The sequence below is a fragment of the Oerskovia sp. NPDC060287 genome (assembly GCF_042726775.1).
In the GTDB taxonomy this organism is placed as follows: Bacteria; Actinomycetota; Actinomycetes; order Actinomycetales; family Cellulomonadaceae; genus Oerskovia; species Oerskovia merdavium.
This window is the reverse complement of sequence record NZ_JBHXBO010000035.1, coordinates 1-24286: the sequence shown is the minus strand read 5'-3', so window position 1 is coordinate 24286 and position 24286 is coordinate 1. Positions and strand designations below refer to the sequence as shown.

Below are 24286 nucleotides of genomic sequence, written 5' to 3'. Positions count from 1 at the left end.
GTCCCGGAAGGGGCCGCCCTCGCGGCGTCCCGGGACGCCGACCGGCGCGCACAATGGACGGGTGAGCACTCGCGTGGTCGACGACCTGCGGTCCCGTGCGGGCCGTGCCCTGTTCGAGCGTGTCGCAGGCCCGGACGGCCCGGCCGAGCGCTCTCGGATCCACGACACCCCGGGCCCCCGCTGGTTCGCACCGGACTCGGCGATCGCGCGCGTCCACGGTGACGCGTCGATGTTCGTGGGCGGCCTGCGCGCCTTGCTGCTCCAGTCGTTGCACCCGCTCGCCATGGCGGCGGTCGCGGCGCACTCGGGGTACCGCGGCGACCCGTGGGGTCGCCTGGCCCGCACGAGCACCTTCCTCGCGGTCACGACGTTCGGGACGGTCGAGCACGCGCAGCAGGCGATCGACGTGGTCCGCTCGGTGCACGTCCGCGTGCGCGGCACGGCTCCCGACGGTCGCCCGTACGCTGCCGACGACCCCTGGCTGCTGCGCTGGGTCCACGTGGCCGAGGCCGACAGCTTCCTCGCCGCGCACCAGCGCTACGGCGAGCGTCCCCTCGACGCCGCGGGCTGCGACGAGTACCTGGCCCAGGCCGCGACGATCGCGGACCGGCTCGGGGCCGTGGACCCGCCGCGCTCGCGCGCCGAGATGGCGCGGGCTCTCGAGGAGTTCCGCCCGCAGCTCGCGAGGACCACCGAGTCCGACGACGTCGCGCGCTTCCTGCTCTCCGAGCCGCCGCTCCCGTTCCTCGCCCGTGGCCCGTACGCGGCACTGGGGGCGGCGTCGGTCGCGTCGCTGCCCCCGTGGTCGCTGCGCATGATCCCGGTGCGGTGGCCGATGCGGGGCGAGTCGGTGCTCGTGCGAGCGGGTGGCCGGACCGTCACGAAGGCGATCCGCTGGGCGCTGGCCGGGTCGTAGCGCAGGGGCGCGCCGTGCGGGCCGTGCGGTGTCCCTGGCCGTCGCCGAGATATCCTCACCCGGGCCCCCATAGCCCAATCGGCAGAGGCATCCGACTTAAAATCGGCGCAGTCTGGGTTCGAGTCCCAGTGGGGGCACCCTGCCTACGACAACCCCGTCGGCCCGTCCGGCTCCGGGTCCTCGGCGGCCACCTGGCCGAGGGACACCTGGTTGCCGTCGGGGTCCAGCACCCGGGCGACGCGTTCGCCCCACGGCTGGTCCTCGGGCGGCGAGACCACGACGACGCCGGCCGCGGCCAGGTGCGACACGGCCTGGTCGCAGTCGTCGACCGTGACCCACAGGTGAGCGTGCCCGACGTCGGTGCTCTCGCGGTCGACCCCGATCCCGAGCGACGCGTCGCCCACGGCGACCGAGACGTAGACGGGTGGGCCGTCGGCAGGGAACTGGTACTCCACGGTGCCGCGCAGGAGGTCGCGGTAGAAGCCGAGCGACCGGTCGAGGTCGGTCGTGACGAGGATGGGGAAGAGCGTGCGGAACATCGGTGGGCCGCCTCTCGCGAAGGTCTCCTCGGAGTCGTTCCCACGTTACGCCAGCAGCAGACGAGCCACTCCTGCGGGCCTCCGCGACGCGGGTCGGCGCTAGGTTGAGGGGACGAGGGCCGCCGAGCCCACGACCGCGACGAAGGAGCACGCGATGGCAGCCGCAGGCCAGGTGGTGCTCTTCGAGCGCCGGACCGCCGAACCGTTGCTGCGCCACGTCGTGGGCGGGATCCTGCGGGCCGAGCGCACCGAGCAGGCGCGCACGCTGCTCGACGTCGCCCTCGCGGCCCAGGTCTCGACGGCGTACCTCTCGGAGGTCGAGCGCGGCCGCAAGGAGGCCTCGTCGGAGGTGCTCGCTGCGATCTGCCGCGCGCTCGGCCTGCGCGTGGTCGACCTGCTGGCGCGCAGCCAGGACGAGTTCGACGCCGAGGCGAACCGCCGTGCGGGCGTCGAGCGCCGCAGCCTCACGTCGCGCCCGCGTGCCGCGCGCGAGCTCCACGCGCTCGGTACGGCGCCGCGCCGCAGCGCGGCACCGGTGCGCAGCACCACGCCCACCACGACGGTCCTGCTGCTCGCGGCCTGATCACCACCGCACGCTCACGCGGCCGCGCAGCCCGACGGCCGTGCCATGACCGGACGCCCCGCCCCGGGCCCGCCCCGCCCCGGCACCAGCCGACCGCGGCTCCGAGGGTCGCGCCCTCCGGATTCTGCCGTGGGTGAATCCGCCCTCCTCGCGCGTCGATCTGTCCGTTTCGCCGCGCGCCCCGCGCTCGTCGGTGGTGTGCTGAACGGATGTCGCAGACGAACCCGGCCCCGACCCTCCAGGACCTCGTCGACCGCGCCGTGATCCTCTCGACCGAGCACCAGGTGCACTTCGCCGAGCTGGGCGGTGAGTCCGCGTGGGACGCCGACCTCCAGGCGGGCACTCTTACTTTCCACAGCGAGGTCCCGCTCGTGTGCGGGGCGCACTTCCTGGGTACTGCGGCCCCGGGGACGCAGAGCTGGCTGTGGGGCTGGCACAACGTCAACAGCTTCCCGGACGGCGTCGTTGCCGCGGCCGAACACGTCCACCAGCGCGGGGTCTCGGGAGGCATCTTCGAGCTGAGCACGGCCGAGATCCTCCTGACCGACGCAGTCCCGTACCGTCTCGCGCTCGCCGCCAAGGCCGTCACGGGCCACTTCACCCACTTCGCGGCCCCCACGGGAGGCGGGACGTGCGCGTGGTTCCTGCTGACCCATCCGCGGTTCGAGCTCTCGCCGGCCTCGGTCCCGCGGGTCCTGCGCGTGATCCCGGAGGGGATCGGCAGCACGACGGTCTCCGACCACCGCCGAGCGGTGCGCGCGTACGCGGTCCTGCGCGGCCTCGACATCCGCTGGCTCGACGAGCAGACGGCCGTCGTCGGGGCGTCCGACGGCGAGGTGACGGTCGCGTTCGACGGTCACGGGCGTCTGACGAACCTGTCGGCGACGCTCACGGCCGCCCCGGAGCCGGAGCCTGCACCCGCGCCGGCGCCCGAGCGTCGCGGGTGGTTCGGCCGCAAGAAGGAGCGCTGACGCCAGGCTCGCCGGGCGCGCGCGGTGAGCGACGCCGTCGGGCAGGGGGACCACCGTGCCCGACGGCGTCACGCACCTACGCCGCGACCGACAGCTTGCGCGAGGTCACCACCGCGTCGGCGAGCCCGTACTCCACGGCCTGGTGGGCCGTGAAGATGCGGTCGCGGTCGGTGTCGGCGCGCAGCCGCTCGACGCTCTGCCCCGTGTGCCGGGCCAGGACGAGCTCGGTCTCCGCGCGCAGGCGCAGGATCTCCTGGGCCTGGAGCGTCAGGTCGGAGATGGTGCCCTCCGCGCCGCCCGAGGGCTGGTGCAGCAGGACCCGCGAGTGCTCGAGCACGAACCGCTTGCCGGGCGTCCCTGCGGCGAGCAGCACCGCGGCGGCCGACGCGGCCTGGCCCATGCAGATCGTCGAGACGTCCGAGCGGATGAACTGCAGGGTGTCGTAGATGGCCATGAGCGCGGTGATCGACCCGCCCGGGGAGTTGATGTAGAGGCCGATCTCCTGGTCGGGGGCGTCGGACTCGAGGTGCAGGAGCTGGGCCATGACGACGTTGGCGACGCCGTCGTCGATCTCGGTGCCGAGGAAGATGATGCGCTCCGAGAGGAGGCGGCTGAAGACGTCGAACGCGCGCTCGCCGAGCGGGGTGCGCTCGACGACCGTCGGGATCGTGTAGGTGGACATCAGAGGCCGACCTTCCGGGAGTGGGCGGTGGGGCGGACGTCGTCGACCGACGCGACGATGTGGTCGACCATGCCGTAGGCGAGGGCCTGCTCGGCCGTGAACCAGCGGTCGCGGTCGCTGTCGGCCGTGACGGTCTCGGTGGTCTGGCCCGTGTGCTCGGCCGTGAGGCGGTGCATGAGGCCCTTGGTGTACTCGAGGTTCTCGGCCTGGATCGCGATGTCGACGGCCGTCCCCCCGATCCCGGCCGAGGGCTGGTGCATCATGATGCGCGTGTGGGGGAGCGAGTAGCGCTTGCCCGCGGTGCCGGTGCACAGCAGGAACTGCCCCATGCTCGCGGCGAAGCCCATCGCGAGCGTGCTGACGTCGTTGGGCACGAGCTGGATCGTGTCGTAGATCGCGAGGCCTGCGCTCACCGAACCGCCGGGAGAGTTGATGTAGAGCGCGATGTCGGCACGCGGGTCCTCGGCGGAGAGCAGGAGGAGCTGCGCGCACACGCGGTTCGCGACGGCGTCGTCGACGGCGGTACCGAGGACCACGATGCGCTGGTGCAGCAGGCGTGAGGAGAGCTGGTCGTCGAACGGGGAGGTGGGCGGCGGGGCCGGCGGCGTCCTGGTACCAGACGGCGAGCGGTGAGCTGGGCGCGGTCGTCGGCGGCGGCGTCGAGCGTGGTGCCGCGCACGACCTGCAGGGCGTGCGCGGCAGCGCGGCGCTCGCCCCAGGTCGTGAGGCGCTCGCCCACGGCGACGAGGAACCGGTCGCTCGGGCGCAGCGCGCGCAGGGACGGTGAACGGAGGTCGGAGCGGGTCGGTGCGTAGGTGCTCATGAGGGGTTCTCCTTGCCGTTGATCAGGGGGAACGCGTTGAAGTGGACCTGGACGGGGCGGGCCCCGGGGGTGTCCTGCTGACCGGCGAACCGGTCGAGGACCGTGTCGCTGAAGCGTTGCCACTCGGCCTGGACCTCGGCGAGCTGCTCCTTGGTGAGCCACATGTTGATCGTCGCGAGCGTGGCGCCGGACTCGAGCCAGGTGCGATCGAGGGTGCGGGCGCCGTCGAGGAAGTCCATGATCTTGCGCTGCCGCATGGCCTCGAACTCGCGGTTGATCGCGAGGGTCGCGATGACGTTGGCCTGGCTGTCGCCGCCGGACGCCGACGCGTCGTCGGGCAGCTCGATGGTGAACCCGCCGGGCGCCCGCTCCCACCAGCGCTCGCGCGCGGTGCCGCGGCCCGGGACCTCCTGGACGAACCCGTGACGCTCGAGCTGGCGCAGGTGGTAGCTCGTGGCGCCGCTCGACTCGCCGAGCAGCTCGGCCAGACCGCTCGCGGTCAGCGCGCTGTGGTGCCCCAGGAGATCGAGGATCTGGATCCGCAACGGGTGCGACAGCGCCTTGAGCGCGTCAGGGCCGACGGGCCGCTGAGCGCGGGGCTCGGGCGTCTGCTCGGAGTCGTGGTTCGTGGGCATGGCACCACCGTAGCGATGCAAAGATCTCTTTGCAAGAGTTTCTTTGCAACGAGTTCTTTGGAGTTCTCGGCGACGGCGTCGGGAGGGGGTGTCAGTCCGTGACCCTGCGCCCGCCGCGCTTGTAGGCGTCCAGGTCGTCGTTGAGCCGTTCGAGCAGCTCGCCCAGGAGCGCCCGGTCGAGGCGTGACCAGTCGGCCAGGACCTCGGCGTAGAGCTCGGTGCGCATCTCGCGGTGCCGGGCGAGCTCGTCGATGCCCTGCGGCGTGGCCTCGACCAGGACGGCGCGCCCGTCCGCGGGGTCGCGCGTGCGGCGGGCGAGGCCGGCCTTCTCCATCGCGACGACCTGGCGGGTCACGGTCGACGCGTCGAGGCCCAGGTGGTCGGCGAGGGTGTTGACGTTCTGGGCGCCGTCGACGAGGAGGTCGTGGAGCAGGAGGTAGGCCGACCTGTCCAGGGAGCCGCTCGGTGGCCCACCCGCCCGGGCCGACTTGGCGCGCCCTGCGGCCGTCGTCCGTTCGGCGCGTCGCAGGAGCTGGGCGAGCTCGAGCTCGATGGTCGAGAGCACCTCGCGCGCGGCCGGATCGGGCGCCCCGGTGTTGCCCTCGGCGACGCGATCCACAGAACTGTTACCCCGAGCAACTGTCATGGGTGTATTCTACAGGTAGTTATCTGCATGATGCAGGTAAATTCCCAGCGAGGCCGCAGCGGCCCGCGCACCAGCACCCACAGACCCGGGGGACGTGTGTCCAGAACCACCAGGAACGAGCCCAACAAGACCGCGATCTACGCGACCGCCCTCACGGCCTTCTTCGCCATCGCGGGCATCGCCGTGGTCGACCCGATCCTGCCGATCATCGGCCAGGAGATCGGCGCGAGCACCTGGCAGATCGAGCTGCTCTTCACGGCCTACATCGCGGTCATGGCGATCGGCATGATCCCGGCCGTCCTCGCGACCGGGAGGTTCGGGTACAAGAAGGTCCTCGGCGCGGGCGTGAGCCTGGTCGCCGTCGCGGCGATCCTCGCGGCCCTCTCGCAGAACATCGGTCAGCTCGCCGCGCTGCGCGGGCTGTGGGGACTGGGCAACGCGATGTTCTTCGCGACCGCGATGGTCCTGCTCGTCTCGCTCGCGAACGACCGCGAGTGGGTCGTCGGGCTGTTCGAGACCTGCGTGGGCCTGGGCTTCGCGGTCGGCCCGCTCATCGGCGGGCTGCTGGGCCAGTTCAGCTGGCGCATCCCGTTCCTCGCGTGCGGCCTGTTCATGATCGTCGCGCTCGCGCTGTCGATCACACGTCTCAAGGACCCGGCCGAGAAGCCGGCCCCGCTCCACGTGGGCCAGGTCTTCGCGCTCTTCCGCAAGCCCGGCTTCCGGGCGCTGTGCATCGTGACCGCGGCCTACAACTTCGTGTTCTTCATCATCCTGGGCTACACGCCGGTGTTCCTGGGTCTCGACGTCATCCCGCTCGGCCTCGTCTTCACGGCCTGGGGCATCGGGCTCGCGTTCGGCATCCTCGTCGTGGGGCACAGGCTCGCGCACACGGTCGGTGCCGTCCAGACCATGGGGATCGCCGTCGTGGGCGTGCTCCTGGCCACGGTGGCCCTCGCGCTCGACCTCGGCACGGCCGGGTCGGTCGTCGTCCTGGTGGTCGCCGGGGTGTTCATGGGCATCGCGAACGCGAACCTGACCGACCTCTCGCTCGCGCTCGGCAGCCCCGACCGGCGCGTGACCACCGGTGCCTTCAACCTGGTCCGGTGGGGCTTCGCGGCCCCGGCTCCCGTGATCGCGGGCCTGCTCCACCCGGTCGGCCTCTCGGTCCCGTACTGGGTCGGCGCGGGCGTGCTCCTCGTCGGGGTCGTCGCGTTCCTCGCGACCGCCCACAGGATGGCAGGAGAGCTGGGGGAGTCGATCCTGTGGTCGCGCTGGAACCGTCGTGCGCGGGCCGTCGAGGGGACGCCCGAGGAAGCGCTCGGCGAGATCTGAGCGGTAGGCGGGAGGCGCCGTCGGGCATCCGTGGGGGGACGCGCCTGCCGCCGGCCCGACGGCGCAGCCCGCCCCGCGCCTACTGCTCGCCCGGGTGCGAGGTGTCCTGGGCGGGGGTCTCCGGGGCCCGCGCGCCACCCTCGCGCACGACGCGCAGGAGCCCGCCGAGGCCCGCCTTGAGCCCTTCGAGCTCGGGGACCGTGAGCAGTGCGAGCGTCTCGGGACCCGCGGGCCCGTCGTTCGCGACGATGCTGCGCACCGCCTCGGCACCGCGCTCGGTCGCGGCCACGAGGCGGACGCGCCCGTCCTCGGGGTCGGCGCGACGGGACGCCATGCCGGCGGCCTCGAGCCGGTCGACGATCCCGGAGATCGTGGCGGGGCTGACTCCCAGGACCTCGCCGAGGTGGGTCGTGCTGCGCTCGCCGTCGATGAGCAGGATCCCCAGGGCGCGCATCTGCTGGGCCGTCAGGTGCGTGCGCATGAGCGGCTCGAGGCGTCGCGCGAGGACGAGCTCCTGCAGGGCGCGCTGCGCCTCGACGAGCTCGTGCTCGAGCCGGGCGCGGTCGGGGTCGGGGGACGGGGTCACGCGGCCGACTCTATCGGAGGCGCGGCGGGCGCCCTGGCCCCCTGAGGGGCCGTGACCTGCGGTTTCCCGGCTGGTGGGACACGGGAACTTCTCGTAATTGCTTAGCGTTAGGCTAACGACCCCGCGACGACGACGTCGTGACAATCCACCGTGCCCTGGAGGCCCCGTGTTCCGTCTCGCCCGAACGTCGTTGGCGAACCGCGCCGTCGTCGCGCTCGCCACGATCGCGATAGCCGTGTTCGGCGTCGTCAGCATGGGATCGCTCAAGCAGGAGCTCATCCCGAGCCTGCAGATCCCCACCGCCGCCGTCGTCGCCGTGTACCCCGGATCTGCCCCGGCGATCGTCGAGCAGCAGGTCACGACCCCCCTCGAGACCGCCGCCCGCGGAGTCGACGGCGTCGAGGACGTCACGTCGAGCTCCTCGACCGGCATGTCCGTGACGACCGTGCAGTTCACGTACGGCACCGACATGGACCTCGCCGCGCAGCAGCTCCAGACCGCGGTCACGCGCGTGAGCAGCCAGCTGCCCGCCGACGTGGACCCGACCGTCGTGACCGGCTCGGTCGACGACCTCCCCGTGATCCAGCTCGCCGTCTCCGGGGGAGCCGACGAGGCAGCGCTCGCCCAGACGGTCGACAGCGTCGTGGTGCCCGCGCTCGAGGAGGTCGCGGACGTGCGCAGCGTCGCGGTCAGCGGCGTCGCCGACCAGCAGGTCACGATCGACCTCGACGTCGCGGCTCTCGCCGCCGCGGGCCTGAGCCCGGCCCAGGTCACCACGATCCTCCAGGACAACGGCGTGGTCGTCCCGGCCGGGACGGTCGCCGCGGGCGACCGCACCCTGTCCGTCCAGGTCGGCTCGGCGGTCACGAGCGCCGACGACCTGATCAACCTGCCGCTCGTCGCCTCGCCGGCCGCGTCCGCCGCGGGCGCCGCAGCCGGGATCGCTCCGAGCACGCCCGTGACCCTGGGCGACGTCGCGACCGTGACCGTGGGCCCGCAGCCCGCGACCTCCTACTCGCGCCTCGACGGCGAGCCCGCGCTTGCCGTGGCGATCACCAAGACCCCGGCCGGCAACACTGTCGAGGTCTCGCACGCGATCCAGACCGCGATCGAGGACATGGACGGCGCCCTCGAGGCGAGCGACGTGCGCGTCGAGGTCGTGTTCGACCAGGCCCCGTTCATCGAGGAGTCCATCGAGGGCCTCGCGACCGAGGGCCTCCTCGGCCTGGTGTTCGCGGTCGTCGTGATCCTGCTGTTCCTCACGTCCCTGCGCTCGACCCTCGTCTCGGCGGTCTCGATCCCGCTGTCCCTGTTCGTCACGTTCATCGTCATGAACGCGACCGGGTACACCCTGAACATCCTGACCCTCGGGGCCATGACGGTCGCGATCGGCCGCGTGGTCGACGACTCGATCGTCGTGATCGAGAACATCAAGAGACACCTGTCCTACGGCGAGAAGAAGACCACCGCGATCCTCACCGCGGTCAAGGAGGTCGGCGGCGCGATCACGGCCTCGACCGTCTGCACCGTCGCGGTCTTCCTGCCCATCGCGCTGGTCGGCGGCATGGTCGGCGAGCTCTTCCGTCCGTTCGCCATGACGGTCGCGATCGCCATGACGGCGTCGCTGCTCGTCGCGCTGACGATCGTCCCCGTCCTGGCCTACTGGTTCATCAAGGCCCCCGCGGTCCCGGCCGACCCCGAGCAGGCTCGGATCGTGGCGGAGCAGGCCCGCGAGGCGGCCGAGCTCAAGGAGCGCCGCGGGCTGTGGCAGCGCGGCTACCTGCCGACGCTGGGCGCCGCGCTGCGCCACCCCGCCATCACCCTGACGGTCGCGGTCGCGGTCCTCGCGGGCACGGTAGCGCTCGTGCCGCGCCTCGAGACCAACTTCCTGGGCGACTCCGGTCAGGACACGATCACGGTCACCGAGTCCTTCGCACCGGGCACGTCCCTGGCGACGCAGGACGCCGCGGCTCGTGAGGTCGAGCAGGCGCTCATGGACCTCGAGTCCGTGGACACCGTCCAGACGACCGTCGGTACCGCGGGCGGCCCCGAGGCCGCGTTCTTCGGCGGCGGAGGGTCGCCGAAGGCCACGTTCTCGCTCACGCTCTCGGCCGACGCCGACGGCGTCGCGGCGCAGCAGGAGGTCCGTGACGCGGTCGCCGACCTGGGTGGCGAGGACTCCGAGGGCATCACGGTCGCGGGCGCCGACGCGGCGTTCGGCAGCTCGACCGTCGACCTCGTGGTCCGTGCTCCCGACACCGAGACGCTGGCCGACGCGGCCGACCAGGTCCAGCAGCTCGCCGAGGACACCGAGGGCGCGTCCGAGGTCACCAACAACCTCGCGAGCGCGCAGTCCACGATCCAAGTGACGGTCGACCGGGACGCGGCAGCCGCCGTCGGGCTCACCGAGACCCAGGTCGCGGGGACCGTCGCGAGCCTCATGTCGCCCTCGCCCGTGGGCAGCGTGAACCTCGGTGACGGCCCCGTGCAGGTGCGCGTCGCCGTCGGGCAGGCTCCTGCCACGGTCGACGAGCTCGAGGCGCTCGTGGTGCCCACGGCCGCGGGCGTCGTCCCGCTCACGCAGATCGCGAGCATCGACGAGGTCGAGGTCCCCACGTCGATCTCCCGGGTCAACGGCGAGCGCAGCGCGACCATCGCGGTCACGCCCGCGGGCCAGGACCTCGGCACGCTCACGACGGCCCTCACGGCCGCGATCGACGACCTCGACCTGCCGGGCGGGGCGACCGTCGAGCTCGGCGGCGTCGCGACCCAGCAGGCCGACGCGTTCGCCGACCTGGGCCTCGCGCTCCTGGTCGCGATCGCGATCGTCTACCTCGTCATGGTCGCGACGTTCCGCAGCCTGCTGCAGCCGTTCATCCTGCTCGTGTCGATCCCCTTCGCCGCGACCGGTGCGCTGCTCCTGCTGCTCGCGACCGGCACGCCGCTCGGTGTGCCGGCGCTCATCGGCATGCTCATGCTGGTGGGGATCGTGGTCTCGAACGCGATCGTCCTCATCGACCTCATCAACCAGTACCGCCAGCAGGGGCGGGGGCTGGACGAGGCCGTGCTCGAGGGCTCGCGCCAGCGGCTGCGCCCCATCGTCATGACGGCCGCGGCGACGATCTTCGCGCTCACGCCCATGGCGATCGGCATCACGGGCGGCGGCTCGTTCATCTCGCAGCCGCTCGCCCTCGTCGTGATCGGCGGGCTCCTGTCCTCGACGCTGCTCACGCTCGTCGTGGTGCCCGTGCTCTACACGATCGCCGAGCGCGCGGGCGAGAAGCGGGCGTCCAGGCGCGCCGCGAAGCGTGACGCCGAGGCCGCCGAGCTCGTCGGCAGGACCACCGAGAAGCCGGAGGTCGAGCCCGCGGTCTGATTCTCGCTGCGTCCTGCGCACGGCCCCGCGAGGGCTCAGCACACCGAGGCCCGCCCGTCCTTCCCGGACGGGCGGGCCTCGGTGTGCTCACCGCTCGTCGGCCACGAGCACCGGGGCGAGCGCCTCGTCGAGCCAGTCGAAGACCCGTTGCTCGGTCAGGGCGCGGGCGAGGGGCTGGCAGTGCAGGCTCGCCCCCTCGGCGGCGGTGAACCGCACGAGGGTCGCGACGTCGGGCGCGAGCCGGACGAGCTCCTCGGACTGGCCGGGCCAGAACTGCTCGCCCTCGGGGGCCGTTACGAGCAGGGGCGTGGTGATGCGGGCGGCGACGTCCCGCAGGTCGTACTTCTGGACCGCGCGGAGCGTCGCGGCGTAGCCCTCGACGCCGTACGGCCGCGAACGGAACCGCCACGTGGCCGCCGTGCCCTTCGACAGGCGCAGGCCCAGGTCCATGTCCCGGTCGAACGCGTGGTCCTTGCCCTCGTCGAGAAGCTTGAGGAGAGCCTTCGGCATCGTCGTCGTCCACGAGGCCGCGACCTCGACGACCCCGGGATCGACCACGGCCGCCGCGGGGCGGTGCTCGAACGCGAGCGCCCGCGGCACCCAGTACCCGGCCTGGCTCGAGCCGTAGACGGCGACCCGCTGCGCGTCCACGTCCGGTCGGTCCACGAGGGCGTCGAGCACGGGAGTCAGGACCGCCTCGAAGTCGTACCGGAAGGGCGTGCCGTGCTCGAACAGCATCGACTGCTGCCCCGGGCCGTCGAACACGAACGCGTGGTAGCCGCGACGCAGGGCTCCCGCCGCGCACGCGTTCCACATCGCGGTCAACGAGCCGTCGGACCCGTTGACCGCGACCAGGAGAGGTCGCGGACCAGCGGGCCCGCGCCCCGCGTCGCCGGTCGTCGAGCCGCCAGGCATCCGGGGGGCGTGGAAGAGGTAGCCGGGCAGGGTCGTGCCCTCGTACGGGACGTCGACGCGTTCGACGTCGAGCCCGCTCGTCCCGACCCACCGGTCCCACGCGGCGCGGTGCTTGCGGAAGGTGGACAGGAGCAGGTCGTCGCTGCCGAGGGCCGCGACCGCGTCGACCGCGACCGCGTAGTACGCGGACGCACGCAGGAACGCGGCGGCAGCGCTCGCGTCGTGCCCGGCGGCTGCCGCGTCCGTGGCGATCCCGGCCACGCGGTCGCCGAGCGCGTGCCACGCGTCGAACCACCCCTGGTGGTCCTTGTCGCGGACGTGCGCGACGGCCGCGAGGACCTCGCCCACGTCCGCCGTCCCGTTCGTGGCGCCGCCCAGGACGGTGCGGATCTCGTAGTCCCGGTCGCGGTCGCCGGAGAACCCGGCGTCGAACGGGTCGTGGTGAGCGGGCATGGCGGTCCCCTCGTGCGGCGTGCGCGGCGGAGCCGACGGGCGTCGGGTCCTCTCCGACGATCCCCCTGAACACGGGCGCTCACCAGCCGGGGCCCGACGGCGTCGCTCAGCTCGGGCGGGCCACGCCCGTCTCGTAGGCCAGCACCACGGCCTGGACCCGGTCGCGGAGTCCGAGCTTGCCGAGCACCCGACCCACGTGCGTCTTGACGGTGGCCTCCGAGACCACGAAGCGCGCCGCGATCTCGGCGTTCGACAGCCCCTCGCCGAGCGCGGCGAAGACCTCGAGCTCGCGCGCGGTCAGCTCGCGCAGGCGCGGGTCGTCGACACCGTGCCCGGGACCCGCAGCACCCTGTGCGTGCGCGTCCTCGGGCAGGTAGCCCGCGAACATCTCGAGCATCCGGCGCGTGACCCGGGGCGAGACCGCGGCGTCGCCGCTCGCGACGTTGCGGATCGCGCCGACGAGCTCGGCCGGCCGCGCGTCCTTGAGGAGGAACCCGCTCGCACCCACGCGCAGCGCCGCGAACGCGTACTCGTCGAGGTCGAACGTCGTGAGGATGATGACCCGGCTCGCGGGCAGCTCGGCGACGATCCGCTCGGTCGCGTCGATCCCGTTGACGCCCGGCATGCGCACGTCCATGAGGATCACGTCGGGGCGCAGGGCCGTGGCCTGGGCGAACGCGGTCTCGCCGTCGCTCGCCTCGCCGACCACCTCGATGTCGTCCTCGGCGGCAAGGATCATGCGGAAACCCATGCGCAGCAGCGACTGGTCGTCGACGAGCAGGACCCGGACCGGGTGCGTGGCGTCGTGCGGCACGGACGTCCGGGCGCCGTCCTCGGCACTCTCGTCCGAGCCGCCCGGCCCCCTCGTGGACGGGAGGCTCACAGCGGGGCCCCCGTGCCGCCGTCGGGCCGGGACGCGTGGTCGCTCCCCGTGCCGTCGAGGCGCAGCCTCGCCACGACCTCCCAGCCCGAGCCCGTGGGACCGGCCGTGACCGTCCCCCCGTAGAAGGCCGCACGTTCGCGCATCCCGATGATCCCTCTTCCTGTGCCGATGGGTTGGTCGCCCGCGATGCCCGCGGGCAGGGGGCGGGCGTCCGCCCCGTCCCGGGCCGTCCCGCCCGGTGCGCGCCCCGCCTTGTTGGTGACCGTGATCACGAGCCAGTCTCCACCGTCGACCTCGCCCGCGTCACGCCGGGCGATCTCGACCACGACCATGGGGGTCAGGGGCGCATAGCGCAGGACGTTGGTCAGCGACTCCTGCACGATCCTGTGCGCCGCCTGACGCAGCCCCGGGTCGGGGTCCGGCTGGACGCCCACCCGCACGAGACGCACGGGCAGGCCCGCGTGCCGGAAGCGCTCCGCGATGTCCTCCATGGTCGGCACGTCGGCGGTGGGCGTGAGGGGGGCGACCGAGCCGTCGGGGTCGCGCAGGACCCCCAGGACCCGGCGCATGTCGGCGAGCGCGGCCCGGCCCGTCTCGGTCAGCTCGTCGAGCGCCTGGCCCGCGAGCTCGGGGTCCTTGGCCCCCAGCGCCTTGGCTCCGTCGGCGAGCGCGACCATCACGGTCAGGCTGTGCGCGACGACGTCGTGCATCTCGCGCGAGATCCTCGCCCGCTCTGCGGCGGCCGCGAGCTGCGCCTGCTGGTCGCGGTCGCGCGCGATCGCGTTCGCACGGTCCACGAGGTCCGCGACGTGCAGACGCCGGCCGCGCACGCTCGACCCGATCGCGATGCCCAGCAGCGCGAACGTGAGAGTGATCGCGACGGCCGCGACCCGTGACCCCGTGACCTCACCGCTGCTCACCTCGGCGCGCACGATCGCGCCGGACTCGCTGACCGCGAAGTCGTACCAGATCATCTCTGCGGTGCACACGGTCAGGACCAGGGCCCCGAGCACGCTCCACGCCACGACCGGGCGGTAGGTCGTCGCGACCGCGTAGATCGCGAACGCGACCGCGAGCTCGAAGCCTGCCGAGTCGCCGCTGAGGGCGATCGTGAGGACCGCGAGGACCCCGATGGCCGCTGCGGTCAGGAGCGGGTTGCGCCGACGCCACAGCAGCACGGCGCCGCCCGCGAGCGTCGCGGCGGCGACGCCGTAGCGCGCGTGCTCGGGCGGCAGCAGGGTCGTCAGGAGGCCGGGGACCGTGAACCAGGCCGCGACGAACCAGTCCATGACGACCGGGTGACGGACGAAGTACCGGCGGACCGGTCCGAGCTTGCGCGCGTCGAGCTCGGTGAAGACCGCGATGCTGCCCGAGCGCGGCCGGGGGGAGGGCTTGGGTGCCCTGCCGGCACCGGGGTTGCTCGGAGCCCCGGGACGCACAGCGCCCGACGCCGGACCACGGGTCTCGTGGTCCGGCGCCGGGCTGTGCGCGGTGCGGGAGATGGTCAGGCGTCCCGACGCTTGAGCATCACCGCGGCGACGACCAGGACCAGGACGGTCCAGCCGGCGAGGACGCCGTAGCCGACCCACGGCTCGAGCGCGCCCGAGGAGGAAGCCCCGGTCATGGGGTCGATCGACCCGCCGGTGGCGAGGAGTCGTTCTCCGGCCACCCCCGGCAGGAACTTGTAGATGTTCTCCACGACCTTGTTGCCCGTGGCCATCGCGACGATCGACAGGATCTGCGGGACCACCATGAGCAGGCCGACGACCGTGAAGATCGCGCCCGCGGTGCTGCGGAGCAGCGCACCGATGCCGAGCGAGAGCGCCGAGATGGTCGCCACGTAGAGCGCCGCCCCGATCAGGATGCGCACGTTGTCGCTCGACCCGAGGTCCAGGGCCATGCCCTGGTTCGACAGCAGCGGGGCCGTGACGAGGGCCGAGAGGCCGACACCGAGGAGCGTGACGACGAAGCTCGTCACGAAGAGCACGGCCAGCTTGGCGAAGAACGCCGGCAGGCGGCGCGGGACCGCGGAGAACGTCGAACGGATCATGCCCGTCGAGTACTCGCCCGTGATGGCCAGCACGCCGAGCACGGCGATCGCGAGCTGCCCGACCGAGTAGCCGATCGTCACGATCGTCGCGGACGGGAAGAAGTCCGACATGGACGAGCCGTCGCCCCCGCCCGCCTCGACGTCCGGGATGTTCAGGATCGCGGCGAACATCAGCGCGATCCCGACCATGACCACGACCGTGATCGCGAGCGTCCACACGGTCGAGCGCAGGGTCCAGAGCTTGATCCACTCGGACTTGAGGACTCCGCCGAAGGTGAGACGGGCGGACGGGGCGCGCTGCGCCGTCGGGCGTGCTGCGGAGACGGTGGCGGCGGTCATCGCTGGGCTCCTTCGGAGATCGGGGCGTCGGCCGGAGCGTCGACGCCGTGGCCCACGTGCTGGGTCGCGGACTCGGTCTGGTACTCGACCGAGTCGGCGGTGAGGAGCATGTACGCCTCCTCGAGGGTCGAGGTCACGGGCGTGAGCTCGTGCAGGACGATGCCCGACGCCGCGGCGAGCTCGCCGATGCCGGGCGCCTCGACGCCCGTGATCTGGAGCAGGCTGGGCTCGTCCGACGTGACGGTCGCGCCGTCACGGGTCAGCAGCTCGGCGAGCTGCGTGGCCTGCGGGGTGCGGACACGGACCGTGTGCTGGGCGCCGCCGTCGACGATGTCCTTGACGGGCGCGTTCGCGATGATGCGCCCCTTGCCGATCACGATGATGTGGTCCGCGGTCAGCGCGACCTCGCTCATGAGGTGGCTGGACAGGAAGACCGTCCGGCCCTCGGACGCGAGGTACCGGGCCAGGTTGCGGACCCACAGGACGCCCTCGGGGTCGAGGCCGTTGACGGGCTCGTCGAGGATGAGCGTCTTGGGGTCGCCGAGCAGCGCGGACGCGATGCCCAGGCGCTGGCCCATGCCGAGCGAGAAGCCGCCGACGCGCTTCTTCGCGACCGACTGCAGGCCGGTCATCTCGATGACCTCCTGCACGCGGGTCTTCGGGATGTTGTGCGTGGCCGCCATCGCGAGGAGGTGGTTGTAGGCGCTGCGGCCAGTGTGCACGGCCTTGGCGTCCAGGAGGGCCCCGACCTCGGTCAGGGGCGAACGGTGCGCGGCGTACGGCTGCCCGTTGACGGTCACGGTGCCGGCCGTCGGGCGGTCGAGCCCCATGATCATGCGCATCGTGGTCGACTTGCCGGCGCCGTTCGGGCCCAGGAAGCCCGTGACCTGGCCGGGCTGGACGGTGAAGGAGATCCCGTCGACAGCTGTCTTGGGCCCGTACCGCTTGGTCAGGCCTCGTGCTTCGATCATGCTCGCCCCTCGGGTGGGTTGCGTGTGGTGGCTCGTACGTCCTCCAGCCTAGGGACCGGGACGCCGGCAGCGATGCCCCCGCACGGTCGATCTTCACGACGGGCTCGCGTACGCCGCAAGGATGACGTCGTCGACCAGGGGAGCGATCGCGCGCCGCGAGCGGGTGGAAAAGTCGGACGAACCTCGCGGGAACACCGGCGCGAACCCGCTCGTTGCATAGGATGGAAACACGGCCAGCGACACCCGCCTCGCCAGAGGGCACTGGACGCCGCGACCAGGAGGAAGCATGAGCAACCCCGTCTTCAACAACAGCGCCATCTTCGGCGAGCCCAAGCGCGCGCGCACCAACCAGGGGGCTGCGGGCACCATCCAGCAGAACCCCGCGTACGGCACGCCGCCGCAGCAGGCGCAGTACGGCAGCTACGGTGCGCAGGCAGCCGACGCCGCGACGCTCGACGCCATGTACAACGCGCCGACCGCGACGACCGCGGACACCAAGCGCCTGACGTACGACGACGTCATCATCAAGACCGGTGGGCTGCTCGCCCTGCTCGTCGTCGTGGGCGCCGCGAGCTGGCAGCTCGTCGACACCATGCCCTTCCTGTGGATCGGCGGCGCGATCGTCGGCCTGGTCCTGGGTCTGGTCAACGCGTTCAAGAAGAGCCCGAGCCCCGCCCTCATCGTGGCGTACACGATCGCGCAGGGCGCGTTCCTGGGTGGCATCAGCGCGTTCTACAACACGCAGTTCGACGGCGTCGTGCTCCAGGCCGTCCTCGCGACCGTCGTGACGTTCACCGCCGCCCTCTTCCTCTTCAAGTCCGGCAAGGTGCGCGTCACGCCCAAGTTCACGCGCTGGCTGCTCATCGCGATGGTCGGCTACCTGGCCTTCTCGCTCATCAACCTGGTCCTCATCATGACGGGCGTCCTCGACGGCTGGGGCGCACGTGGCGGCACGCTCGGCATCATCGTCGGGCTCGTCGCGGTCGGTCTCGCGGCCGCCTCGCTCATCGTCGACTTCGACTCGATCAAGCGCGGCGTCGAGGGCGGCGTCCCCGCCAAGTTCGCCTGGTCGGCCGCGTTCGGTCTCATGGTCACGCTCATCTGGCTGTACCTCGAGTTCCTGCGCCTGTTCGCGATCCTGCAGGGCAACGACTGATCTTGGCCGACGCCCGGAAGAAGTCCCCGGCACCCGCTTCGGAACCCGTTCCGACGCGGGTGCCGGTCTTTGCCGCCGGCCTGGTGCTGGCTGCCTTCACGCTGCTCGCCCTCCAGGTGCCGTACGGGCTCCTCGTGGGCCGCAGCCTCCCCAACGCCGTCGCGTGGATCACCGTCGCCGCGGTCGTCATCCTGCTCGTGATGCTCACGGCCGGCGCGGTCGTCGCCTGGCTCGGGCACCGCATCTCGCGCGAGTGGGACGACCGCAAGGCGACCACGCTCTTCTTCGTCCTCGGCTTCGTCGGGGCCGGCATCTGGAGCTTCATGGTGCTCGGCTCGCTGCTGAGCACCGCGACGGGGAACCCGGGCACCGCGACGAGCGGCGTCGCCCTGGCCTCGGTGCTGTACCTGGCCGTGGCGGGAGGGCTGAGCGGCGCCGTCGGGCGGTACTTCGCGCGCGACGCCGCGGACCGTCCCCTGCTCGTCGTGGTCCTCGGGGTCGCGGTCGCCCTGTGTGCCGTGCTGGGCGGGATGGCCCTCGGCAGCGCATGATCGGTGCATGAAGTTCGCACACCACATCTCTGACCTCGTCGGCGGGACACCCCTGGTCCGGCTCGGATCGGTGACCGACGGCCTCTCTGCGACGATCCTCGCCAAGGTCGAATACCTCAACCCGGGCGGTTCCGTGAAGGACCGCATCGCACTCAAGATGATCGAGGCCGCCGAGGCCTCCGGAGAGCTCGCACCCGGTGGCACGATCGTCGAGCCCACCTCGGGGAACACCGGGGTCGGGCTCGCTCTCGTCGCCCAGCGCAAGGGGTACGACTGCGTGTTCGTCTGCCCCGACAAGGTGAGCCAGGACAAGCGCGACGTCCTGGCGGCCTACGGGGCGCGCGTCGTCGTGACCCCCACGGCCGTGGCCCCCGACCACCCCGACTCCTACTACTCGGTCTCGGACAGGCTCGTCGCCGAGATCCCCGGGGCCTGGAAGCCCAACCAGTACGCCAACCCGAACGGCCCCGCGTCCCACTACGAGAGCACGGGCCCGGAGATCTGGGCCGACACCGACGGCCGTGTCACGCACCTCGTGGCGGGCGTCGGGACGGGCGGGACCATCACGGGGACCGGCCGGTTCCTCAAGGACACGTCCGTATCTCGGGAGGCCGAGGCCGGCGGCCGGGTGCACGTCGTGGGCGCCGACCCCGCCGGGTCCGTCTACTCGGGCGGCGACGGTCGCCCCTACCTGGTCGAGGGCGTGGGCGAGGACTTCTGGCCCGCCGCGTACGACCCGACCGTCCCTGACGAGATCATCGCCGTGAGCGACGCCGACTCGTTCGAGATGACGCGGCGGCTCGCGCGCGAGGAGGGGCTGCTCGTGGGCGGCTCGTGCGGCATGGCCGTCGTCGCGGCGTTGCGGCTGGCCCAGCGGCTCGAGGACGAGGACCCCCAGGCCGCGGCGGACGCCGTGATCGTCGTGATCCTGCCGGACGGGGGGCGCGGCTACCTGTCCAAGATCTTCAACGACTCCTGGATGCGGTCCTACGGGTTCCTCGACGCCGAGGAGGGCGTGACCGCGGGGGACATGCTGCGCACCAAGAGCGGGCAGCTCCCCAGCCTCGTCCACACCCACCCGGGTGAGACCGTGCGCGACGCGATCGAGATCCTGCGCGAGTACGGCGTCTCGCAGATGCCGGTCGTCGGGGCCGAGCCGCCCGTCAAGATCGGCGAGGTCGCGGGGGCCGTGAGCGAGCGGGCCCTGCTCGACGCGGTGTTCTCGGGCAAGGCATCGCTCGCCGACCGTGTGGACAAGCACATGGAGGCGCGGTTCCCGCTCATCGGGGCGGGCGAGGGCGTCGCGGCGATCCGCTCGGCGCTGCACGACGCCGACGCGCTGCTCGTGATCGACGACGGCGACCCGGTCGGGGTGCTCACGCGCCACGACCTGCTGGGCTTCCTGGCGCACTGAGCCGTACACGTCCGTCGAGGGTGACGGACCTGCCCGTCGGGGACGGCGGAACCGCCCGTCGAGGGGACGCCAGCCGTCACCCTCGGCGGGCGGGGTCGTCGCGGTCGGCGGGCCCGCGCATCGTCCATGCCACGAGCCAGCAGCCCACGGCCAGCAGCACGCCGTGCGCGACCCTTCCCGCGGGCGGGGCGAAGAACTGCGGCAGGTAGGTCGCGAGGCCCGCCGCGAGCACGATCCCCGCCCACCGCGGTGCGAGACCGCCGCGCCACGCCGCCACGGCCACGAGCACGCCGCTCACGCCGACCGCGAGCAGCCCCCGCCGAACAGCGTCATCGCGACCGGTTGCAGCCGGATCGCCTCGACCGTCGCCAGGAGGTCGGGGCTGCCCGTCGTGAGCGCGTCGCGCGCGACGGCGTGGATCCCGAAGATCTCCGCGCCGAAGTACGGCAGGACGAGCCCGCCCCGAGCCAGCTCGTGACGACCGCGCCCGACGCCGGAGCCTGGCCCCGCGTCCCGACGAGCTTCTCGCGCAGCGCGAGGAGGACGGCGGGGAGGAGGAGGAAGCCGGCCGCACCGCACAGATGTGCAGCGATCCAGCGCCCCGAGGCGAACGCGGTCGCGAGCTCCGGGGTGGCGACGTCCTCGGGGACCCAAGGACGCAGGAGCGGGAACGCGAGGAAGAGGACGCCTGCGACCGCGAGCAGCACCGCCCCGGTGCGGGGGCGGACGAGCCCCTGGTCGGGCCGTGCCCGGTCGATCGACGGTGCGTCCATGGCGGCTCTCCTTCGGCGGTGCGGCGGTGGGGGACTTCAGGTCAGGTCAGGGCTGTGCGGGGCGGGCGAGGTCCTCGATCCCGGCCACGAGCAGACCGACGAGGACCTCGAAGCTGTGGTCGACGTCGTCGGGCATGCCGAACCCGCCCTGGAGCTCGAGCGAGACGAACCCGTGGACCGCCGACCGCACCGCGCGGATGGCGTCGACCGTCGAGGCCTCCGGGAGGCCGAACCCGCGCAGAACTGCCGCGACGACCGCGACGGACTCGGCGGCCGCGAGCGAGAGCGGGTCGTCGGCGCCCGCGCCGAGGTCGGGAGCGACCTGGGTCGCGGCGTACCGCCCCGGGTGCTCGCGCGCGAAGTCGCGGATCGCGTGCGCGAGCGCGGCGAGCGCGTCCGGGCCCGAGCGGCCGATCGTCGCCCCTGCCGCAGCGCGCGTGAGGTCGTCGACCGCGACGACGGCGACCGACCGCCGCAGGTCCGCGAGCGAGCCGACGTGCTTGTAGAGGCTCGGGGTCGCGACCCCGGCCGCCGCGGCGACCTTCGCGAGGGACAGGTCGGCGAAGCCCTGCGGGCCGCCGTCGTCCACGACCCGCAGCGCGAGGGCCGTGACCGCCTCGCGGCTCAGGCCCGCCCTAGCCACGGGCGACCCAGCCGTGCGCACCCGCGGACGAGCGCAGGCCGTCGAGGACCGCGTGGGTCGCGGGTGCGACGACCTCGGGGGACTGGTGCTGCGGGTAGTGCCCGACGTCGGGCACCAGGTGGCCCTGCGCGCCGATCGACTCCTCGATCCAGGCGAGCTCGGCGGCCTGGTCCGAGAAGTCGGGGTCGAGCGACCCCATGAAGGCGATCGCGGGGGCCTCGACCTCGCGGAGGCGTGCCTCGACGGGTGCGTGCGTGAGGGCGAGCGCGAGGTCGCGGAAGCTGCGCAGGCGACCCGGCTCGCGCATCGAGGTGCGGAGCGCGGCGACGTGCTCGGCATGCCACGGGGCCTTGCGCCCCTTGGTCAGCGACGAGTAGAAGCCGGCCCACGCGGCCGCGCCCCAGGGGCGGGCCAGGGTGACCCGGTAGAGCCACCGGTTCGCCCGGGCGCGTGCGGCGCTCACGGCCGGGTCCCGCAGGAAGGGGCCGAGGAGGACGAGGCCCACGACGGCGTCGGGCTGCTCGGCGGCGGCCCAGGTCGCGGCCCCGGCTCCCATCGAGTTCCCGACCAGGACGGCGGGACCGCCCAGGTGCTCGACGAGCGCCAAGAGGTCCTGGCCCGTCGCGACGTCGCCGTGCGTGCGGAAGGTCGTGTCGCTGTCGCCGTGGCCCCGCAGGTCGGTCACGGCGACGCGGTAGCCCGCGGCCACGAGCGGGGGCACGAGGTCGCGGTAGGTCGAGCGCAGGTCGCCCATGCCGGGGACGGCGACTACGAGCGGGCCCGTGCCGGTCACGGTGTACGCGATGCGCCCCTCGGGGCGGGGGAGGAACTCCACGGTCTGGTGAGTGCTCATAGCGTCTAGGCTAATGCCATTAGCCACGGGTGCGCAAGAGGGTCGCGCGGGTCGGTTCGTCGCCCTCGCCAGGAGAGCCCGTCAGCGTCGGCGGGCCGCCTCGAAGTGCCCCGCGTCGTCGCGCCGCTCCTCGGCCCGCACCACGTGCACGACCGCGTTGATGAGTGCCAGGTGCGTGAACGCCTGCGGGAAGTTCCCCAGGTGCCGGCCCGAGTGCGGGTCGATCTCCTCCGCGTACAGGTCGAGCTCGCTCGCGAACGACAGCAGCCGCTCGCACAGCACGCGCGCCCGGTCGAGCTCGCCGACCTCGACCAGCGCGGACACCAGCCAGAACGAGCAGATCGTGAACGTCCCCTCCTCGCCCGAGAGCCCGTCGTCGGTCTCGTCGGTGCGGTACCGGAGCACGAGCCCGTTGACCGTGAGCTCGCTCGCGATCGCGTCCACGGTCGCGACCACGCGCGGGTCGTCGGGCGGCAGGAACCGCAGGAGCGGGACGAGCAGCAGCGACGCGTCCAGGGCGTCGGCGCCGTAACGCTGGACGAGCACGCCCCGCGAGTCGACGCCGTGCTCGAGCACGTCGGCCCGGATCTCGTCGGCCACGGTCTGCCACTGGTCGGCGTAGTCGGGTTCGTCGTACATCCGGGCCAGCCGGGCACCGCGGTCGAGCGCGACCCAGCACATGACCTTGGACGACGTGAAGTGCTGGGGCTCGCCGCGGATCTCCCACAGTCCCCGGTCGGGCTCGCGCCAGTGCTCGGCGGCCTCCTCGACCTGGGCCTTGAGGACGGGCCACAGCGACTCGGGTAGCTGCTCGCGCGACTTGGCGTGCAGGTACACCGAGTCGAGCACCGCTCCCCACATGTCGTGCTGCTGCTGGTCGTAGGCGGCGTTCCCGACCCGGACGGGCCGCGCGTCGTCGTACCCCGCGAGGTGGTCGAGCGCGCTCTCGGTCAGCTCGGTCTCGCCCCCCACGCCGTACATGATCTGCAGCTCGCGCCCGTCGCGGCACACGTCGTGCACGAACGCGAAGAAGTCGTCGGCCTCGCGGTCGAGACCCAGCGTGTACAGGCCCCACAGCGCGAACGTCGAGTCGCGGACCCACGCGTAGCGGTAGTCCCAGTTGCGCTCGCCCTGGGGCGCCTCGGGCAGCGACGTGGTCGCGGCGGCGAGCAGCGCCCCGGTCGGTGCGTACGTGAGCCCCTTGAGCGTGAGCGCGCTGCGCTGGAGGTACGAGCGCCACGGGTGGTCGGGGAAGACGCCCTGCGTGATCCAGTCGCGCCAGTACTGCTCGGTGCGGCCCATGGCGTCGGCGGCCTCGGGCCAGGTCCCGGGCGTCGGGCGGTCCGACCACGACAGCGTCACGTACGCGGTCTCGCCCGCGCTCATGCGTGTGCGACCCTGCGCGCGACGGTCCTCGATGCCGAGCCGCAGGCTGCCGCTCAGGCGCAGGTCCGGGCTCGCCGTGAGGGGCGAGCGGGTCACGAGCGTGCTGTACGTGGGCCCCTCGTACTCCCACCGGGCGGCCTCGCGCCCGTAGTCCGGGAGCGGTTCGCACACGACCTCGACGTCCACCGTGCCGTTGACGCACACGATCGTGCGCAGCAGCATGTGCTCGGCGTCGCAGTCCGTGGGCGTGCGCCGGTGCGTCCGCGAGCGTTCGTCGACGTTGTGCCAGGGCCCCATGAGCATCGCGTCGCGCACGACGAGCCAGCCCGTCGGCGTCTGCCACGTCGTCTCGAGCACGAGCGTGCCCGGCACGTAGCGGCGGGCCGCGGGCACCCGTGCACCGTACGGTCCCACGCGGAACGAGCCCGCCCCCCGGTCGAGCACGGCCGCGAAGATGCTGGGCGCGTCGGGGCGCGGCACGCACATCCACTCGATCGCGCCGCTCGGGGCCACGAGCGCGTTGCACTCGCAGTCGGACAGGAACGCGTACTCCGCGATCCCGGGGAACGCTGAGCGTCGCCCGCTCGGCACCTGGGCGCCGCCCGCGTGCGTCACGGGCGAGTCGAGCCCGTCGCCCGCGTCGACCGGCCGGGCGGAGTCGGCCGGGGCGAGCGGGGCGGCCGGGGGCGGGGCGTCCTGGGTGGTCTCGCGATCGGCACGCGGAGCGTTCATCCAGCCAGCGTGCGCCTCCGGGCGGCGGTTGTCAGGTGGAGCGGTGCCCGACGGCGGAGCGCACCCGGGAGCGCGCGG

Annotated in this window: 25 protein-coding genes and 1 tRNA gene; 10 read left to right on the top strand and 16 right to left on the bottom strand. The window is 72.9% G+C overall.

Features of this window, described 5'->3' with window-relative positions:
- Nucleotides 1–61 precede the first annotated feature (61 nt).
- Both ACFWFR_RS05200 and ACFWFR_RS05195 read left to right on the top strand, forming a co-directional pair.
- Entirely contained in the window at nucleotides 62–916 is an 855-nt protein-coding gene (locus tag ACFWFR_RS05200) for an oxygenase MpaB family protein (RefSeq protein WP_377621650.1), read from the top strand.
- Between the two features lie 63 nt (nucleotides 917–979).
- Nucleotides 980–1053, top strand: a tRNA-Leu gene (locus ACFWFR_RS05195).
- A gap of 6 nt (nucleotides 1054–1059) precedes the next feature.
- Here the strand turns inward: ACFWFR_RS05195 and ACFWFR_RS05190 are convergent.
- Nucleotides 1060–1455 carry a VOC family protein gene (locus ACFWFR_RS05190; protein WP_377621649.1) on the bottom strand — a complete coding sequence of 132 codons (396 nt, stop codon included), beginning with the start codon at nucleotides 1453–1455 and terminating at the stop codon, nucleotides 1060–1062.
- Nucleotides 1456–1609: 154 nt separating this feature from the next.
- On the opposite strand from ACFWFR_RS05190, the gene ACFWFR_RS05185 reads away from it, so the two are divergent.
- Both ACFWFR_RS05185 and ACFWFR_RS05180 read left to right on the top strand, forming a co-directional pair.
- A complete protein-coding gene (locus ACFWFR_RS05185) occupies nucleotides 1610–2038 on the top strand; it encodes a helix-turn-helix domain-containing protein (protein ID WP_377621647.1) in 429 nt (142 codons plus the stop codon).
- Nucleotides 2039–2247: 209 nt separating this feature from the next.
- On the top strand, nucleotides 2248–3009 hold the full coding sequence (locus tag ACFWFR_RS05180; protein WP_377621645.1) for a DUF6882 domain-containing protein: 762 nt from the start codon (nucleotides 2248–2250) through the stop codon (nucleotides 3007–3009).
- Between the two features lie 76 nt (nucleotides 3010–3085).
- Here the strand turns inward: ACFWFR_RS05180 and ACFWFR_RS05175 are convergent, their stop codons facing one another.
- Both ACFWFR_RS05175 and ACFWFR_RS05170 read right to left on the bottom strand, forming a co-directional pair.
- Nucleotides 3086–3691, bottom strand: coding sequence for an ATP-dependent Clp protease proteolytic subunit (locus ACFWFR_RS05175; protein ID WP_377621643.1), 606 nt, complete (start codon nucleotides 3689–3691; stop codon nucleotides 3086–3088).
- Nucleotides 3691–4230 carry a ClpP family protease gene (locus tag ACFWFR_RS05170; RefSeq protein ID WP_377621652.1) on the bottom strand — a complete coding sequence of 180 codons (540 nt, stop codon included), beginning with the start codon at nucleotides 4228–4230 and terminating at the stop codon, nucleotides 3691–3693. The genes ACFWFR_RS05175 and ACFWFR_RS05170 overlap by 1 nt, the downstream gene beginning before the upstream one ends.
- A 17-nt stretch (nucleotides 4231–4247) precedes the next feature.
- Between ACFWFR_RS05170 and ACFWFR_RS05165 the strand changes: the two genes are divergently transcribed.
- Nucleotides 4248–4478 carry a hypothetical protein gene (locus tag ACFWFR_RS05165; RefSeq protein WP_377621641.1) on the top strand — a complete coding sequence of 77 codons (231 nt, stop codon included), beginning with the start codon at nucleotides 4248–4250 and terminating at the stop codon, nucleotides 4476–4478.
- A gap of 32 nt (nucleotides 4479–4510) precedes the next feature.
- Here ACFWFR_RS05165 and ACFWFR_RS05160 read toward each other — a convergent pair whose 3' ends face one another.
- Nucleotides 4511–5149, bottom strand: coding sequence for a winged helix-turn-helix domain-containing protein (locus ACFWFR_RS05160; protein ID WP_354508712.1), 639 nt, complete (start codon nucleotides 5147–5149; stop codon nucleotides 4511–4513).
- 91 nt (nucleotides 5150–5240) lie between these two features.
- Complete coding sequence (locus tag ACFWFR_RS05155) at nucleotides 5241–5795, bottom strand: MarR family winged helix-turn-helix transcriptional regulator (RefSeq protein WP_377621638.1); 555 nt, start codon at nucleotides 5793–5795, stop codon at nucleotides 5241–5243.
- A 96-nt stretch (nucleotides 5796–5891) separates the two neighbouring features.
- On the opposite strand from ACFWFR_RS05155, the gene ACFWFR_RS05150 reads away from it, so the two are divergent.
- A complete protein-coding gene (locus ACFWFR_RS05150; protein WP_377621636.1) occupies nucleotides 5892–7127 on the top strand; it encodes an MFS transporter in 1236 nt (411 codons plus the stop codon).
- 79 nt (nucleotides 7128–7206) lie between these two features.
- Here ACFWFR_RS05150 and ACFWFR_RS05145 read toward each other — a convergent pair whose 3' ends face one another.
- Nucleotides 7207–7713 carry a MarR family winged helix-turn-helix transcriptional regulator gene (locus tag ACFWFR_RS05145; protein WP_191800318.1) on the bottom strand — a complete coding sequence of 169 codons (507 nt, stop codon included), beginning with the start codon at nucleotides 7711–7713 and terminating at the stop codon, nucleotides 7207–7209.
- A 166-nt stretch (nucleotides 7714–7879) separates the two neighbouring features.
- Here ACFWFR_RS05145 and ACFWFR_RS05140 point away from each other — a divergent pair, with 166 nt between their 5' ends.
- On the top strand, nucleotides 7880–11089 hold the full coding sequence (locus tag ACFWFR_RS05140) for an efflux RND transporter permease subunit (protein WP_377621634.1): 3210 nt from the start codon (nucleotides 7880–7882) through the stop codon (nucleotides 11087–11089).
- 87 nt (nucleotides 11090–11176) lie between these two features.
- Here the strand turns inward: ACFWFR_RS05140 and ACFWFR_RS05135 are convergent, their stop codons facing one another.
- The 5 genes from ACFWFR_RS05135 to ACFWFR_RS05115 form a co-directional block, all read right to left on the bottom strand.
- Nucleotides 11177–12457, bottom strand: a complete 1281-nt coding sequence (locus ACFWFR_RS05135) for an alpha/beta hydrolase family protein (RefSeq protein ID WP_377621632.1) — start codon at nucleotides 12455–12457, stop codon at nucleotides 11177–11179.
- Between the two features lie 106 nt (nucleotides 12458–12563).
- Nucleotides 12564–13208, bottom strand: coding sequence for a response regulator transcription factor (locus ACFWFR_RS05130; protein ID WP_197486996.1), 645 nt, complete (start codon nucleotides 13206–13208; stop codon nucleotides 12564–12566).
- Between the two features lie 128 nt (nucleotides 13209–13336).
- A complete protein-coding gene (locus tag ACFWFR_RS05125; protein WP_377621630.1) occupies nucleotides 13337–14779 on the bottom strand; it encodes a sensor histidine kinase in 1443 nt (480 codons plus the stop codon).
- A gap of 65 nt (nucleotides 14780–14844) precedes the next feature.
- A complete protein-coding gene (locus ACFWFR_RS05120) occupies nucleotides 14845–15729 on the bottom strand; it encodes an ABC transporter permease subunit (RefSeq protein WP_191800310.1) in 885 nt (294 codons plus the stop codon).
- Entirely contained in the window at nucleotides 15726–16700 is a 975-nt protein-coding gene (locus tag ACFWFR_RS05115; RefSeq protein ID WP_191800308.1) for an ABC transporter ATP-binding protein, read from the bottom strand. The genes ACFWFR_RS05120 and ACFWFR_RS05115 overlap by 4 nt, the downstream gene beginning before the upstream one ends.
- Nucleotides 16701–16986: 286 nt before the next feature.
- Between ACFWFR_RS05115 and ACFWFR_RS05110 the strand changes: the two genes are divergently transcribed.
- Genes ACFWFR_RS05110 through ACFWFR_RS05100 form a run of 3 tightly spaced genes read left to right on the top strand, consistent with a single transcriptional unit; the run spans nucleotide 16987 to nucleotide 19821 of the window.
- Nucleotides 16987–17856, top strand: coding sequence for a Bax inhibitor-1/YccA family protein (locus ACFWFR_RS05110; protein ID WP_377621628.1), 870 nt, complete (start codon nucleotides 16987–16989; stop codon nucleotides 17854–17856).
- Between the two features lie 59 nt (nucleotides 17857–17915).
- Nucleotides 17916–18407 carry a hypothetical protein gene (locus tag ACFWFR_RS05105; protein ID WP_377621626.1) on the top strand — a complete coding sequence of 164 codons (492 nt, stop codon included), beginning with the start codon at nucleotides 17916–17918 and terminating at the stop codon, nucleotides 18405–18407.
- Between the two features lie 7 nt (nucleotides 18408–18414).
- A complete protein-coding gene (locus tag ACFWFR_RS05100) occupies nucleotides 18415–19821 on the top strand; it encodes a cystathionine beta-synthase (RefSeq protein ID WP_377621625.1) in 1407 nt (468 codons plus the stop codon).
- A gap of 76 nt (nucleotides 19822–19897) precedes the next feature.
- Here ACFWFR_RS05100 and ACFWFR_RS05095 read toward each other — a convergent pair whose 3' ends face one another.
- From ACFWFR_RS05095 to ACFWFR_RS05075, 5 genes are all read right to left on the bottom strand, one after another.
- Entirely contained in the window at nucleotides 19898–20119 is a 222-nt protein-coding gene (locus ACFWFR_RS05095) for a hypothetical protein (RefSeq protein WP_377621623.1), read from the bottom strand.
- A gap of 31 nt (nucleotides 20120–20150) precedes the next feature.
- Entirely contained in the window at nucleotides 20151–20594 is a 444-nt protein-coding gene (locus ACFWFR_RS05090) for a hypothetical protein (protein WP_377621622.1), read from the bottom strand.
- A 46-nt stretch (nucleotides 20595–20640) separates the two neighbouring features.
- Nucleotides 20641–21237 (bottom strand): TetR/AcrR family transcriptional regulator, encoded by a 597-nt coding sequence (locus tag ACFWFR_RS05085; protein WP_377618965.1) that lies wholly within the window; start codon nucleotides 21235–21237, stop codon nucleotides 20641–20643.
- Nucleotides 21230–22090 (bottom strand): alpha/beta fold hydrolase, encoded by an 861-nt coding sequence (locus tag ACFWFR_RS05080; RefSeq protein WP_377621620.1) that lies wholly within the window; start codon nucleotides 22088–22090, stop codon nucleotides 21230–21232. The genes ACFWFR_RS05085 and ACFWFR_RS05080 overlap by 8 nt, the downstream gene beginning before the upstream one ends.
- 81 nt (nucleotides 22091–22171) lie before the next feature.
- The gene (locus ACFWFR_RS05075; RefSeq protein WP_377621618.1) at nucleotides 22172–24208 is read right to left on the bottom strand and encodes a glycoside hydrolase family 15 protein; all 2037 of its coding nucleotides are present in this window, start codon (nucleotides 24206–24208) and stop codon (nucleotides 22172–22174) included.
- Between the last annotated feature and the right edge of the window lie 78 nt (nucleotides 24209–24286).